This window comes from Streptomyces sp. NPDC058620, from assembly GCF_042717135.1.
Lineage (GTDB): Bacteria > Actinomycetota > Actinomycetes > Streptomycetales > Streptomycetaceae > Streptomyces.
Genome location: NZ_JBHXQO010000095.1, coordinates 1 through 13,638, shown reverse-complemented (window position 1 = coordinate 13,638; position 13,638 = coordinate 1). Strand labels below are relative to the sequence as shown.

The window sequence follows — 13,638 nt, the reverse complement described above, 5'->3', positions numbered from 1 at the left end:
ACCCGCCACCCTGTGGATACCTCATCCTCTCGTGATACCGCAGGCAGACACCCCTCGTCAGCCCTTATGACTTCACGAGTTCAATCTCAGTAACAGGTCGGAACCACCGCAGCATGTCCATCCCGTAGGAACGGACTGTTGCCGCCGAACGACCGGCTCCGACCTAGTTCACTGGGAGGGCCTGTGTACCAGCGCGGACCGCTGCGCCGCGCGCTGCTGGACACCTCCGTGCTGACCACGGACATCATCGCGGCCACCCGTCGCCGGGACCCGTCGTCGTTCGTCGCCGGCGGCCGAGCGGGGACGGTGCGATGCCTGATCCCTGTTCACGTATGGGAAGAGGTGCCTCGGGTGCTGGCCGACCGCCACCGCGAGGGCGGCAAGTTCGACCTGGGACGGGCGCTGGCGCTGTGGAAGTTCCGGTACGCGCCCGTCCTGTACGTCGTGGACACCGCCGGCTTGCCGATGACCCCCGAGGCTCAGGTCCTCGCCGGACGGGACGCCTCCGATGTGCCGATGCTGCTACTGGCCGGGGTGATCGCCCCGGTGGTCATCATCGGGACCGACGCGGACCTCGTCGACAGCGGGCTCGCGGTCAAGGAGTGGCGGGAGCTGCGCTCGGCCCTGGGGGACGTGGGGGTCACGGAGGGCAAGATGATCGACCTGGAACGGCAGACCAGCGTCTTCCTGAACATCACGGAGCACCGGGGGTTCCCGTTCTGCGCGCGCCGATGAGTCTGGCCTGGGTCGACGGTCATAGTTGGCGACACGGCCGGTTCGGACCCAACAAGGAGCAGCACATGGTGATCGTCGCAGGGCACATCGTTGTCGACCCTCAACAGCGTGAGTCCTATCTCGCAGGCTGTGTGAGCGTTGTGGAACTGGCCCGCCGCACATCGGGCTGCCTCGACTTCGCTATCGCTGCGGACCTGGTGGATTCCGGGCGCATCAACATCTTCGAGCGGTGGGAGTCGCAGGCTGCCGTCGAGGCGTTCCGAGGCGGTGGTGCCGGCGAGGAGCGGGGCGCCGCGATGCTCGCCGCCGCGGTGGCCGAATACGACGTCGCCGAGGTGCGCTCACTGACTTGAGCGGAGCGCGGGTGTCAGTTGGACGGTCCGGAGACCTGACCAGGCTCCCTTGTCCGATGCCCGGCCCCGCTCCAACATGGCCGACCGGCAACCACTACTGACCCGGGGTAAACGTCAGCGACCGAACGAGCCCACCCCCTTACAAGCAGCTCACGCAGACTGGAATGGGCCCACCAGCCGCCCCAGGCCATTTCGTGCGGATCTCGAAAGGCTTGTCATACTTCCCGAATGGAGATGCAAGCCGTGGAGGCGGCGCGGCGTTGGCTGGCTGATCAGGGGGTCAGCCAGGTGCGCGGCGGGTGGGTGAGCGACGAGAAACCGGACGTGCTGATCACCGCCAGCCAGGTGGCGCATTCCTGGGCCGCCGACGTGTTCGCCGAAGACCTGCGGGCAGCTGACCAGGTACGGCTGGCCTTCGGGCTGCTGGACCTCCTCGACGATTATTGGGTCACCTGCGAGATCCGGTTCGCGGACGAGAGCGCGGAGGGTCCCCTGCCGGCCGACGTGCTGTGGGACGGCTACCGTCAGCGATTGGAGGCGGAAAGGGACGTCGAGGCCGTCACCTATTCGCTGTGGGTGGACTGGTTCGAGAACCACAGCACTTCGGCGACGGCCTTCGCCGAAGTGCTCGGTAAGGACATCGACCGCATGGTGGCCGATCCATCGAAAGCCCTGCTCCGCCGAGCCTGTCGGGTCCTAGAGTGCTCGGGCCCAGTGCGCTGGCCCGTGAAGGAGCCGACGTACCGCGCCGCAATGCGGCTCCCCGCCCTGCACCCAGCCCTCTTCCGCGGCCTCTTGGCCGGTTTCCACGATGTCTACGGCGACTTGGAGTCAGCCGCCGCACTGGCCCTCCTCAACCAGTTGGACCTCCCGACACACACCCAGCACCGTGCGGAACTGCGCCAGGTGCTCGCCGCAGGGCACAGGAATCACTACCGCAGCCCCGGCGCCTGGGACGCCGCGGTTCGCTCCTGCTCCTGAGCGGTACGCCCGCCCCGGCGTCGACGCGTACATCCCGCCGCCGGCCCACCGGCGTGAACAAGCTTGAACGCGGCTCCATCGGGCGGGCTCGCGCGACCGCAGTCAGGCCAGTCAGGCAGTCCGGCCAGGTGGTCAGGGGTCAGGTGGTCAGTCCGAGTGTGGTCAGGCGGTCGGGATCGCTGAGGATGTCGAGTCCGGTGATACGGCCGTCCTGGATGGTGAACGACATGACGGACAGCGGTCGCCTCCCGCTGAACGAGACGACGCCGGGCGTACCGTTGACCAGTACCAGGCGCGCGTCCGCCGCGAAGCGGGCGAAGGTGATCGCCTGGGACGCCACGTCGGCTGCGCCGCGCCGCAGGATGCTCGGGACGAGCGTGCCGCCGTCGGAGCGCGCGACCACGTGGGGGTCGAGGACGGCCAGGAGTGCTTCGAAGTCGCCGCCGCGGGAGGCGGCCAGAAAGGCATCCACGACGTCGCGCTTACGGGCGAGGTCGGTGTCGGCCGCCGGGGCTGCGCCCTGGACCCGGCGGCGGGCGCGGCTGGCGAGCTGTCGGGTGGAGACCGTGGTCCGGCCGAGGATGGGGGCGATGTCGTCGAAGGGCACGTCGAACATGTCGTGCAGGACGAAGGCGAGTCGCTCGGCCGGGGAGAGGGCTTCCAGCACGACCATCAATGCGATGCCCACCGCGTCCGCGACCAGGACCTCCTGTTCAGGGTTGATGCGGCCGAGTGGGGTGACCACCGGGTCCGGAAGCCGGACCGGTCCCTCCTGCTCGGGCAGCGGCTCCTCGCGTCGCGAGGTACGCGAGCGCAACATGTCCAGACATACCCGGCTGACGACCGTGGTAAGCCATGCTCCCAGGTTCTTCACCTCGCTGGTATCCGTGCGGCTGAGCTTGAGCCAGGTGTCCTGGACGGCGTCCTCCGCCTCCGCGAGCGATCCCAGCATGCGGTAGGCCACCGCCCGGAGTCCGGGCCGCTCCGCCTCGAAACGATCGGTCAGAAAGAATTTCTCACTCACCTGTCACACCCCCGCGTCCGTATCCGTCGGTCCAGTAACAGACGCCAGCCAATGACCAGGAGAGAATCAAATGAGCGCCACGATCACCGCCACCGCCCGGATGAAGAACCCCGCCAAGGTCCTGCCGGACGCCATGAAGGGCATCCAGAACATCTACAAGGCCATGTACCAGGGCGGCGTCTCCCCGCAGACCCTGGAGCTGGTCCACCTGCGGGCCAGCCAGATCAACAGCTGCGGCGCCTGCGTGTCCGCCGGCGTGGCGGGCGCGAAGAAGCACGGCGAGACCGACGAACGCCTGCACGCCGTGGCCGCTTGGCGTGAGGCGCCGTTCTTCACCGCGGAGGAGCGCGCGGCCCTGGCGCTGACCGAGGCCGCCACCCGGATCGCCGACCGCTCCGGCAAGGCCGTCCCCGACGCGATCTGGGACGAGGCCGCGGACCACTTCGACGAGGAGCAGCTCTCGGCCATCATTCTGATGATCGGCCTCACCAACTTCTTCAACCGCATCAACACCACCATCGAGGAGCCCGCCGGCACCACGTGGTGATCGGTGCCGCAGCCCTGGGGCCATAGCCCGGGGCGATGCCTGTCCCGAGCCGGTGCTGGTGGTCGCGGAACTCTGCCGCCGGCACTGGCTCCGGCTCACAGTGACGTCACGTGCGACACCGGCGCTGCCCGGACTCATGGACCGTCCGATTCCCGCCCTCATGAGATGTCTGTCATGCGGCGCCGTCGGAGGGCGGGGCGACAGCTCTGCTCCGCGCCTGGGACGCGACGTGGCGGGCTGTCTGCTTTTCGGCCCGCCGCGCCGCCTGGTCGGTGCGCGGGAGCCGGCGGGTGGGATCACCGGTCTGCCGGGGTGAGGGTGAAGAGGCGACCGGCGAGGTCGGCGCCGGTGATGGTGCCGCTGTCGTCGCGGGTGAAGAAGCCGCGCTGGCCGGTGAGGCCGCCGCTGGTGACGATGTACTCGTCGGCGTGGCCGGGCAGCAGGCCGAGGGCGGCCGGGGGGAGGTCCGGGGGCAGTTCGGTGTCGGCAGCCGCGCGGATCTCCTGTTTGATGTCGCAGGCGATCGTCAGTTCGGCTCCGTCGGTGGCGATGGTGAGCTTCATGAGCTCGTTCTCGTAGCTGCCAGCGATCTCGTGGGCGCGGTTCTCGTCGTACGGGATCGGCTCCGGGGTCTGCTCGACCACTCCCAGGTGGTGTTCGAGGGCCCACCGCAGGGCGGCCTGGTTGAAGGCGAGGCCGGTGTCGGGGCCCGCGTTGGACAGCACGACGACCGCGAAGTCGTGTTCGGGCACGATCAGCAACTCGGCGAACTGGCCGTTGGCGGAACCGCCGTGACCCGCCGTCCGCACGCCCTCCACCTCGCGCAGGAACCAGCAGACGCCGAAGGCGTCGCCGAGTGTGGAGCCGCGCAGCTCGACGCTCTCCTGCCGCATCCGCTGTACGGCCTTGGCCGGCAGGAGGGGGGTGCCGTCCTGGGTCTGGCCGTCGCCGAGGTGGAAGCGGGCCCAGCGGAGCAGGTCCGCAGCCGAGGCGGCGGTGCCCCCTCCGGGGTTGTTGGCACGGCTGTCCTTCCACTGGCGGACCACGGCCGGCTTGCCGTCGTCGCCGACGTTGTGCCCGACGGCGAAGCGCAGGGTCATGACGTCGTCGACCGAGAGGGAGGTGTGTTCCAGCCCCAGCGGCTCCAACAGCAGAGCGGCGATGGCCTGCTCATAGGTCTGGCCGGTGACCTTCTCGATGACCCGCCCCGCCAGGTTGTACCCGATCTGGCTGTAGGAGGCGCGGGTGCCGGGTTGTGCGATCAGCTCCGAGTCGGCCATGTTCGCCACGTAGGCGGCCAGGGCGTCGTCCCCCTCGCCGGTGTCGACAGCCATCCGCCAGTCCAGCCCGGCGGTGTGGTTGAGCAGTTGGAACACCGTGATCTCCGCGGTGGCCTGCTCGTCGGGGAGCACCAGCTCGGGGACGTAGCGACGGACTGGCGCGTCCAGGTCGACCTGGCCGTTCGCCGCCAGGCGCATCAGCGCGGTCGCCGTGTAGGTCTTGCTGACGGAGCCCAGTAGGAACAGCGTCTGTTCGTCGACGGGCAGCGCGTGGTCGACGCTGGTGACCCCGTGGCAGGCGTACGTCTCCTGTCCGGCGGCCCAGACGCCGACGGCGGCGCCGGGCAGGCCGTACTCCTCGGCCGTCTTCGCGACGAAGGCGGCCAGTGAGTTCTGCGACATGACATCTCCCCCTCTTGATCCCGGCGTGCCACCACGATGGCGGCCGCACCCCCACGGACTTGCACTGTGTTCAAGTGGAACGTTACGCGAGACTTGCACGCTGTGCAAGTGCTTCTTGGCCTTCCTTTGGCCGCTCGGGCGCCCACGCGAAAGGCCCGGGTCACCGACCCGGGCCCTGATCCGAAAGTCCGTCAGCTCACCTGGCGGGGCTGTCCGGCCGCCAGGCCGGACAGCAGCGCCCCGAGCCCGAACTCGAAGCTCTCTTGCGGAGCTTCGGCGTAGCCGACGGACGAATCGGCGGCGGAGTCGATCCGGGCCCGCAATCGGGGGAATCCGGCGGCGGCCTCGACCGCCTCCTTCATCACCGCGCCGAACACCTCCACGGGGTCGCCGCCCTCGCGCGCGATCCGGCGGGTGAGTGAGACGGTGGCGGCGGCCGGCGCGGCGTTGCCGAGCACGTAGGTGAAGACGGCGGCGGCCGCCCGGTCGGCCTGCGGGCCGACGAAGCCGGCCTTCTCGTACACGGCGAGGCTGTGGTCGTCATGGCGGGCCTTGCCGGTGCCGTGGAAGAGGTGACTGGCGAACGCCTGTACCAGCCAGGGGTGACGGGTGAACATCGCGTACAGGTCACCGGCCATCGCGGTGGCCGCGGTGCGCCAGTCCACCGCGTCGAGGTCGGGGAGGCGGATCTCGCCCCAGACCCGGTCCCCGGCGAGTACGAGCAGGTCGTCCTTGTTCTTGACGTGCCAGTAGACGGCGGTGGCGGCGGAGTTGAGCCGCTTGCCCAGGGCGCGCATGTTGAGGCCCTCCAGGCCCTCGGCGTCGAGCAGCTCGACGGCGGTCCGGATGATCTGCTCGCGGGTCAGTGTGTCACGTGGCATGGATCTCACGATAAGGCCGAGCGGGCAGCTTGAACAAAGTTCAGGTCGGATCTTGCACATTGTTCAAGTCCAGGTCTACAGTTCTCGGCATCGGGACTTGAACGTCGTAAAAGTCGCGATCGTGCTTAGCCCCCCTGTCAGGAGAGTTCCGTGAACACCCTCGCCGCCGTCGCCCAGATCTTCGTCGCCACCGCATTCGCCTCCATCCCGCTGCTCCGCCACCGCTTCGGCGCCGCCGCCAAGGCCGCCGCCGTCGCCGAGCTGGAGCGCCAAGGCGTCCGCCCCGCCGTTCTGGAGGAGAACAGGATCCGCTTCGACGCCAGCGGCCACGAATGGTGGGCACCCGGCTCGTTCGCCGCCGCGAGCCTGGTCACCGCTGCCCTCAACCTGACAGGGAACCCGCTTGGCACTACGCTGACCTGGGTCTTCTCCACCATCGCGTTCCTGGCGAACATCCTCATCCTGCAGAGCCAGCTCGGCGCCGTGAAGTCGGTGCGCGCCGCCTTCCGCCGCAAGGGCGACCCGGAGCTGCTGAGCATCGAGGTCCCCGCCTTCCTCAAGGCCGCCGAAGGCGCCTTCCCCGCTTGGACCCGGACTCTCCAGCACGTCCGCCACACCGTCGTCTTCGCCGGCTCCGCCCTCGCCCTGACCGCCGCCGCCCTCGCCTGACACCCGCTACTGGCTGTGTTCATCACCGCGCCGGGCGCCTCGCCCGTACCGGCTACGGTTGAAGCGCGCTCCTGGGGGTGCGCTTGCGCAGGGAGTGGGATCGAGCCGCAGGAGGCACTGTGGAAGACCTACAACCCGGGTGGAGCCTCTCGTTGTCGCCTCCGGTGGCCAGCCGGTGGCCGGACGCCTTCGGACGACGAAATATCAGCGAGCACAGACCGACCAACCGCATGTGCTCTGATCAGGCAAAATGTCACTCAGCAGCACGACCAGGCACCACGCAGCACGAACGCTGACGGTCTCGTAATGCGTAGGTCTCGGGTTCGAATCCCGAAGGCGGCTCCGCGAAAGCCCCGGGACTCCTCACCGGGACCTGGGGCTTTTTCTTGTGCCCGGACGGACCGAACGGGGGCCGAACGGGGGCGGCACGCCGATCTTCGCGCCCTCATCGCGCGAAGCCCGTGTGAAGTGGGGCACAGCAGAACTCGGCCAGGGGGTGGCTGAAAAGGTCGCACACACCATGCCTGATCAGCGCACTTCCATGGCGTTGACGCGTATAACTTTATGCCGCGCTCGCATTTGAGTAAATTAGAGGTTGTCTCACGTGGTGAGTTCGGCAAGCTTCTCAATCACGAGCGTGGCGACCAGCCGAGGCTGATCACGCCCAAAAAATGAGTGCGCGGCTGCGTGGCGTCAGCCGATCATGTGAGTATGACCGATCCGTTGGCAATCAGTGCCTTGACTTTGCAGCACAGGATCCCGGATGACTGGGCGGCGGACCCATGGGCCGAGGTGCGTCCCCTGATCGATGGTGTTGACGTTCTGAAGAGAGTCCACCCGGAAGGGGTGGCACTCAGTTGCCGACACTGGACAGGCTCGGCCGAAAGCTGGCCGCTGGCGGTCACGAAGGAGCCGCGCAGGGTCGTGATCACCGAGCCGACCTGCACCGCTGGCTGCTGCGGCGCCCTGTACGTCACCATGCGCCGTGAGGGCGACCAAGTGATCTGGGACGCCTGGGAAAACACCAGCAACATCACTGCCGCGCCCGCGGACATCCGCTTCGATGCTGCCCAGTACGAAGCCGAACTCGCACGGGCCGCGGCGGACCTCAGCTGGGAAGAGCCGGTAGACACCGTTGCCCGGCTCCTCGAGCAGACCCTTACGGGCAGCGGCTGGTTCGAGCAGTGGGGCTGCGTTCTCACCGGGGTCTGGCCACGACGCGAGGAGCCCGACATCCCCCAGGAGCTCACCAGCCCCGAGGGGGTCGATGTCGAGTTCCACCACGTCCAGGCACCGGGAGAACGTGCATGTTCCTACGCGTACGAATTGTTCGTCACCCACGATCAGTCCGTGGAGGAGCAGGTACGGCAGCTCGCGGCCGGCATTCTGGCGGACGATCCGCGGAAGACCGCTGAGTTCCGAAAACGGTGAGGGCCAAGTGCAGGAACGCGCGAGCTGAGAGTGGCCACGTCCTTGACGGGGCCCGCCCTCTGCCAAGGCAGCTTCGCCCTGATCGTTTCCTGGGAACGGGTCTCACACGGTGAGTCTGGCGAGTTTCTTGTAGCAGGTCAGGGTGGCGGCGAGGCCGAGGAAGGCGAGGAAGTGGCTGCCCTTTCGTTCGTACCGGACGGTGAGGCGGCGGTAGCCGAAGAGCCAGGAGATCGACCGCTCGATCTTCCAGCGGTGCCGACCGAGCCGCTCACCCGACTCGATACCGGGACGGGCGATCCGTGCAACAAGATTCCGGCTGCGGAGCCAGCGGAGGTGCTCTGCGGAGTAATACGCCTTGTCCGCCCGGACCTTCACCGGCTTCCTCCGGCGTGGTCCGCGCCGAGAACGGACGGCGGGGATGCCGAGAACCAACGGCTTGAACGCCTGACTGTCGTGCACGTTCGCGCCGGACACCGCGACGGCCAGCGGCAGGCCCTGGGCCTCGGACAGCACGTGCAGGAACCTCGGCCGCAGCAAGCCCGGACACTCCGGGGCCCGGGCCCTGGCGCGACCGCTGAGCACGGCTCGCGCGGCGGCCTGCGCATCAAACGGGTCCGACTTCCCGAGCAGCCTGCGGGCCGTGCGGTCGGGCCGATTCATTTCGAACACCTGGATCTGCTGGGCCAGCAAGTAGCGAGACAAGCCTGCGCCGAAGGTGCCGGTGCCCTCCACACCGGCCCGGCGCACCGTACCCCGCTTGCGGGCCCAGACGAGCAGCCGTCAGTAGCCGGACGCCGTGGCCGGGAAGGACTCGGTGCCCAGAACCTTCCCCAGCGAGGAGATCACGGCGGCGACATGCACCTCGCCGTGGGTGTCCACGCCCAAGACGACCTCGCGCCGAACGGGAGGATCCGTGCTGGAGGAGGTATTGCGTTGTCTGGTCGTCATGATGGTTCGCCTCCCGCGTCGTGACGTGCTGAGTAGCCGTCACTGGCCCGGGCGGTCTGAACTGTGATGGCGCCTGATCGTCGGCAAAACCCCTATGGGGACACGCCCTGTGGCTCGGTGACAGCAGGCACCATCCCGCGACGACAGTCGATAGGTCCGTGACTGGACACTTCGGTCAAAGATCTCAAGAGTCAGACCCCCGCCCGGGACGGCACTGCACAACCGTCCCATCGATCCCCGTACAACGGCATGACTCGATCACTGCCGGATGGCTTCGCCCGAACCGATGTTCAATCTGGTTGGGCTGGCTGACAAGGCGTTGCCCTTCGTCCACTCGTGACCGGTATTGACGGGGAGGCGTCACGCAAGGAGGTGGTGACCTCACCGGCTGCGGCAGCTGCGGCTCCTACTCCGTGATCAGCACCCCGATCGCCAACTCACCGGAAGAGGACTCGTGGATCTGCTTCGACTGCGGATCGACCCACGAAGGCGTCTGTACCTTCTGCGACCAGGCCGGCGCCCTCGTCCCAAATATGGACATGTGCAGCGACTGCTACCAGATCCGTCTCGGCCAGTTCTGACCTTGACGTGCAGCCCCGACTCATCTCGCGCTGGGGTTGAACGTGAAGGTCACAGCAGGTACGAGAAGCGCAGTGCCCCGCCCTCCTCGCGGTAGCGGCCCTGGCCGCGCTTTCCGTAGGGGTTGGGGAGCATCTGGATGGCCATCTTGTGAGGGGTGAGGGCGTGGGTGACCACCAGGAGGCGCCAGCGGTCGTTGCCCGCGTGCTGGCGGGCCGCGCGGACCTCGCTCTCTCCCAGCTCGAAGCGGCCGCCTTCGCCTCCGGTCGCCTTCACCTCGTACAGGTAGGGCCGGCTGCCGGAGCCGACCCGGAAGTCGAAGCCGAGGCCGTCGTCGCCGGACGGGCCGGGGAAGGCTTTGCGGCGGTTGCCCGACACCCAGCCGGTCTCGTCCATGCTGTCCGGGTAGCGCGCACACAGCCACTGGTACGCGTACCACTCGCCCACGTACCCGATGGCCTCCCGCTGGGCCGTAGTCAGCCCTCTGCCCGTGCCGCCTCCGTACCGCCATCCGCGCGTGCGACCGGTGGCTTGGGTGCGCCCGGACTGGGGACGGGGGTCCGTGAAGCGGAGCGGCCCCGCGGCGGTGATGCCCGGCGCCGAGCCGCTCTGCAGGACCCGGTCGAGTCCGCGGGTGAGGGCGGTGAAGTCGCCGGAGTCCACGTCGAAGTTGCGGCCGCCGACGGAGATCGACCGCCGTTTGCGCTCCTGTTCGCGGCGCTCGTGTTCCGCCTTGTTGCGCACCCGGTCCAGGTCAGCCTCGGACAGCCCGTGCTGTTCGGGTCGTCGGCTGGCTGGCGGCCCTCGGCCAGTGGCCCCACGGGATGGCGGTGGCGACGGATCGACCGGGACGAGGGCATGCGGCACCAGGCGTTCCTCACCGACGCCCCGTTCGCCTCCGGCCCGGCCCAGTTCCTTGAGGTCCGCCACCGCGGACACGCATGCGTCGAAGACCACATCCGGTGCGGCAAGACCACCGGTTTCGGCCGCTTCCCCTCCCGCCGCTTCGGCGTCAACGCCGTCTGGCTCGAACTCAGCCTCGCGGCGATCGACCTCCTGGCCTGGACCCGCGTCCTCCTGCTGGACGGCGAACTCGCGGCCGCCGAACCCAAGAAACTCCGCTACCGGCTCCTGCACGTCGCCGCCCGGATCACCCGGGGCGGCCGCCGCCTCCACCTCCGGATATCGGCGACCTGGCCCTGGCGACATGAGCTCGCGGCCGCATTCCACCGCCTGACCGCACTGCCTCGCCCCGCCAGCTGACTCGCCGCCCCCGCCCGCCTCGACTCAAGGACCTTGGAGAACCCGACCCCGCGTCGGGCCCTCACCATGCCCACCGGCCGACGCGGCCTCAAACAACCTTGCTCAGCCGCCCACCAGCCCCAACTGAAACGCCGAGTTTAGGGCACCCGGGCTTCGGGCGCTTCTGCGCACCGAAAGGGGCCATCACCGCGGTACACGGCCTCGTTTTCCTACGGGTCTATGGGTTGACTCACTGGGGCAACCGGGGCCGCCAGCACACGGCACGGCGGCTCGTCGGATAGCCTGCTGTTCGGCAGGTGCGCCTGCCCACTCCGAGTTCGCTGTGCGCCCACGCCGCACCGAGCGCTCGAGGTGGAAGGTTCAGGAGCATGGGCTACGCCGCCCCTCCAGGAATCGCGCGCTGCTGCTTCCTGCCCTGGTGATCTCTCTCCGGGCGCTGCGTGGGAGCCCCGGCCAGGAGAAACCCCATGACGCGCAACCGGACGGTCAAGCAGGCGAACCGGCGGCGAGCCGCCACCCAGAACATTCCCTACACGCTGGCCCGACAGCAGTGGCAGGAGCCTCTGTTCGAAGGCTTCGGCGAGCTGGAAAACGAGGACACGGCGTGCTGCTGGGTCTTCGAGGACCTGGCCGCAGGCTTGAATGAGTGCCTAGCCTGCGAGGGCACAGCCGGCCTGGCGGCCGAAGTCGACCGGTTGGCCAAGTCGATGCTTTCCCGGGACTCGCACTACACCTACGGCAGCAGCCACGGAGTCCTGATGACCGTCGAGGCTGTGTGTCTGCCCCTCCTCAGTCGTAACGGGATCAAGTCCAGCGCGGAAGGCGAGATCGTCTGGCGCGAGCCCACGTTGAGCGGGGCCGATCACGCTCTCGGGTCGGCGGCCCTTCGCGGTCTGGAAGGTGCGGCGCACCGAGCCTGGGCGGCAAACGCGCCATACTGACGGCCCTTGACGGGCTGCTGCTCGTAGGACCAGGCGTGTCCGGTATGGCAGTACTCCGCCACCGGCAGCGGCTCCACGCCGGCACGCATGCGGCTGGTGTACAGCTGGCCTTCGAGGTGATCGATCTCGTGCTGGACCACCCCGCCACCGCCCGCGGCTCTCTCCACGGCTGCCCGCGACGGGGGCGATGCCGTCGGCCTCCGGTTCGCCGTCGCGGCTTCCGTCTGGCCGACGCCAACGGTGGCGGCCGGCCGAAAGGCCACCGACGCCCCATGGTTCCGGTGGTCACCGGGGCGGCCGCCCCGGTCCGGCCGTACGCGGGCCGAACCCCGGATCATGCGCCGTTCCCCGGCCCCTCAAACGGCCCCGGGGCCCCGCCGCCCCGAACTGCACCATCCTGCGGACGGTCCTGCAGCCTCGTGCCAGCCGACGGCCTTCCGTTCGACCGGCGGCCTCGCCATCGTTGACGGCACAGACGGAACGCCGCCCCCCGGGCCCCTCGGGGCCCGGGGGCCGCGCTGCCGTACGGACCTGGCGGGATGTTCCAGGTTCCCGTCCAGGCTGACAGAGGAGGGAACGTGCAGCAGGTCAGAACACCACGCTGGGCGGCCGTCGGGCCGCTCGACGAGGGCGCCGAGGGGCAGGTCTTCGGTGGTGCGGCACCGGTCGCCGCCACCCAGGTGGTCGTCACCATCGCCGCAGCCGTGGTCGTCGCCTACGCGGCCGGCGCCATCATCGGCAACACGGTCGCACCCGTACACGAGTGACCGGTTCCCGACGGGCGACGGTCGCGAGAGCCTCCGCATGCCCGGCCACCACGGCCACGACGCGCGCCCTGTCCGAGAACGACGCCGGACACACCGGCACGGCCGCCGCCCCGCTCGCCTAGGTCCACATCGCCATCGCGGTTTCGGAGTTCTGCGGCGGGATGGCGATGGGCCACATCATCGCGGGCAGCGAGGACCCGCACCTCTGAGCGGGCTCCTTACCACGGCCCACGCACTCTCCGCACCATCGAACGCACAAGGAGGAAGACCATGAACCTTTCCGGCTGCCCGGTCACCCCGGCCACGGCCCGCGAACTGTCCGAGAACGACCCCGGGTTCAACGCCACGGGGGCCGCCCCGGTCGCCGCCACGCCGGTGGTCCTGGCGGCGGGATTCGCGCTCGGCGTGATGGTCAGTCAGGCGATCGGCGACTCGAAGCCGATCGACGAGTGACCGCAAGCTTCACCTGGATCAGGACACGGACAAGGACGACAAGGAGATCGAGATGAACGACGTTTCCTTCCTGAAGAGACCCGGTGCCCTCACCGACATCAGGATCGACGACCCGGAGGGCCGCTACGCCACCGCCCATGCGCCTGTCATGGCCACGCCACTGGGGATAGCGGCAGGCGTGGTCGTCGGCTACGCGCTGGTGAACGCGTTCGTGGCCGGGCGGGACGGTACGCCCATCAAGCCCGTGCCCATGGACACGCCCTTCGGCTGACGCAGACGTCCGGTCCCGGGCGGCGCCCCCCCCGGCCGGGGCCCGGCCGGGGCGGGCCCCCGCCGCCCGCCCCCGGAAGCGTGCGGATACCGGCCGGGCGCCCCCCCAACCAC

The 13,638-nt window shown here is 69.0% G+C and carries 18 protein-coding genes and 1 pseudogene; 13 read left to right on the top strand and 6 right to left on the bottom strand.

Features of this window, described 5'->3' with window-relative positions; translation table 11 throughout:
• Positions 1-183: 183 nt before the first annotated feature.
• The 3 genes from ACFWSK_RS36230 to ACFWSK_RS36220 all read left to right on the top strand — a co-directional run bounded on the left by ACFWSK_RS36230 (position 184) and on the right by ACFWSK_RS36220 (position 2,069).
• Positions 184-735, top strand: coding sequence for a PIN domain-containing protein (locus tag ACFWSK_RS36230; protein ID WP_383796017.1), 552 nt, complete (start codon positions 184-186; stop codon positions 733-735).
• 65 nt (positions 736-800) lie between these two features.
• Positions 801-1,088 carry a putative quinol monooxygenase gene (locus tag ACFWSK_RS36225; protein WP_383796015.1) on the top strand — a complete coding sequence of 96 codons (288 nt, stop codon included), beginning with the start codon at positions 801-803 and terminating at the stop codon, positions 1,086-1,088.
• A 228-nt stretch (positions 1,089-1,316) separates the two neighbouring features.
• A complete protein-coding gene (locus ACFWSK_RS36220) occupies positions 1,317-2,069 on the top strand; it encodes a hypothetical protein (RefSeq protein ID WP_383796012.1) in 753 nt (250 codons plus the stop codon).
• A gap of 139 nt (positions 2,070-2,208) precedes the next feature.
• Here the strand turns inward: ACFWSK_RS36220 and ACFWSK_RS36215 are convergent, their stop codons facing one another.
• Positions 2,209-3,093 carry a sigma-70 family RNA polymerase sigma factor gene (locus ACFWSK_RS36215; RefSeq protein ID WP_383796009.1) on the bottom strand — a complete coding sequence of 295 codons (885 nt, stop codon included), beginning with the start codon at positions 3,091-3,093 and terminating at the stop codon, positions 2,209-2,211.
• Between the two features lie 70 nt (positions 3,094-3,163).
• Here ACFWSK_RS36215 and ACFWSK_RS36210 point away from each other — a divergent pair, with 70 nt between their 5' ends.
• Complete coding sequence (locus ACFWSK_RS36210) at positions 3,164-3,640, top strand: carboxymuconolactone decarboxylase family protein (RefSeq protein ID WP_383796006.1); 477 nt, start codon at positions 3,164-3,166, stop codon at positions 3,638-3,640.
• 296 nt (positions 3,641-3,936) lie between these two features.
• Here ACFWSK_RS36210 and ACFWSK_RS36205 read toward each other — a convergent pair whose 3' ends face one another.
• Both ACFWSK_RS36205 and ACFWSK_RS36200 read right to left on the bottom strand, forming a co-directional pair.
• On the bottom strand, positions 3,937-5,322 hold the full coding sequence (locus ACFWSK_RS36205; RefSeq protein ID WP_383796004.1) for a serine hydrolase domain-containing protein: 1,386 nt from the start codon (positions 5,320-5,322) through the stop codon (positions 3,937-3,939).
• Positions 5,323-5,513: 191 nt separating this feature from the next.
• Positions 5,514-6,203, bottom strand: coding sequence for a TetR/AcrR family transcriptional regulator (locus ACFWSK_RS36200; protein WP_383796001.1), 690 nt, complete (start codon positions 6,201-6,203; stop codon positions 5,514-5,516).
• Between the two features lie 150 nt (positions 6,204-6,353).
• Here ACFWSK_RS36200 and ACFWSK_RS36195 point away from each other — a divergent pair, with 150 nt between their 5' ends.
• Positions 6,354-6,872: a hypothetical protein gene (locus ACFWSK_RS36195; RefSeq protein ID WP_383795999.1), complete on the top strand. Its 519-nt coding sequence runs from the start codon at positions 6,354-6,356 to the stop codon at positions 6,870-6,872.
• A gap of 711 nt (positions 6,873-7,583) precedes the next feature.
• A complete protein-coding gene (locus tag ACFWSK_RS36190; protein WP_383795996.1) occupies positions 7,584-8,303 on the top strand; it encodes a hypothetical protein in 720 nt (239 codons plus the stop codon).
• A gap of 102 nt (positions 8,304-8,405) precedes the next feature.
• On the opposite strand, the gene ACFWSK_RS36185 is transcribed toward ACFWSK_RS36190, so the two are convergent.
• Positions 8,406-8,963, bottom strand: a complete 558-nt coding sequence (locus ACFWSK_RS36185) for a transposase (RefSeq protein WP_383795992.1) — start codon at positions 8,961-8,963, stop codon at positions 8,406-8,408.
• 120 nt (positions 8,964-9,083) lie between these two features.
• Entirely contained in the window at positions 9,084-9,251 is a 168-nt protein-coding gene (locus tag ACFWSK_RS36180; RefSeq protein ID WP_383795989.1) for a hypothetical protein, read from the bottom strand.
• 413 nt (positions 9,252-9,664) lie between these two features.
• Here ACFWSK_RS36180 and ACFWSK_RS36175 point away from each other — a divergent pair, with 413 nt between their 5' ends.
• Positions 9,665-9,832 carry a hypothetical protein gene (locus ACFWSK_RS36175; protein WP_383795986.1) on the top strand — a complete coding sequence of 56 codons (168 nt, stop codon included), beginning with the start codon at positions 9,665-9,667 and terminating at the stop codon, positions 9,830-9,832.
• A gap of 49 nt (positions 9,833-9,881) precedes the next feature.
• Here ACFWSK_RS36175 and ACFWSK_RS36170 read toward each other — a convergent pair whose 3' ends face one another.
• The gene (locus ACFWSK_RS36170; RefSeq protein WP_383795983.1) at positions 9,882-10,574 is read right to left on the bottom strand and encodes a protein NO VEIN domain-containing protein; all 693 of its coding nucleotides are present in this window, start codon (positions 10,572-10,574) and stop codon (positions 9,882-9,884) included.
• A 99-nt stretch (positions 10,575-10,673) separates the two neighbouring features.
• On the opposite strand from ACFWSK_RS36170, the pseudogene ACFWSK_RS36165 reads away from it, so the two are divergent.
• The 6 genes and pseudogenes from ACFWSK_RS36165 to ACFWSK_RS36140 form a co-directional block, all read left to right on the top strand.
• Positions 10,674-11,093: pseudogene (locus ACFWSK_RS36165) on the top strand (transposase); the annotation flags it as partial.
• Positions 11,094-11,560: 467 nt separating this feature from the next.
• A complete protein-coding gene (locus ACFWSK_RS36160) occupies positions 11,561-12,034 on the top strand; it encodes a hypothetical protein (protein ID WP_383795980.1) in 474 nt (157 codons plus the stop codon).
• Between the two features lie 578 nt (positions 12,035-12,612).
• Positions 12,613-12,801 (top strand): hypothetical protein, encoded by a 189-nt coding sequence (locus ACFWSK_RS36155; RefSeq protein WP_383795977.1) that lies wholly within the window; start codon positions 12,613-12,615, stop codon positions 12,799-12,801.
• Positions 12,798-12,923, top strand: a complete 126-nt coding sequence (locus ACFWSK_RS36150) for a hypothetical protein (protein ID WP_383795974.1) — start codon at positions 12,798-12,800, stop codon at positions 12,921-12,923. Before ACFWSK_RS36155 ends, ACFWSK_RS36150 begins: the two co-directional genes overlap by 4 nt.
• A 148-nt stretch (positions 12,924-13,071) precedes the next feature.
• Complete coding sequence (locus ACFWSK_RS36145; RefSeq protein WP_383795971.1) at positions 13,072-13,254, top strand: hypothetical protein; 183 nt, start codon at positions 13,072-13,074, stop codon at positions 13,252-13,254.
• 52 nt (positions 13,255-13,306) lie between these two features.
• Complete coding sequence (locus ACFWSK_RS36140) at positions 13,307-13,525, top strand: hypothetical protein (RefSeq protein ID WP_383795968.1); 219 nt, start codon at positions 13,307-13,309, stop codon at positions 13,523-13,525.
• Positions 13,526-13,638: the final 113 nt, after the last annotated feature.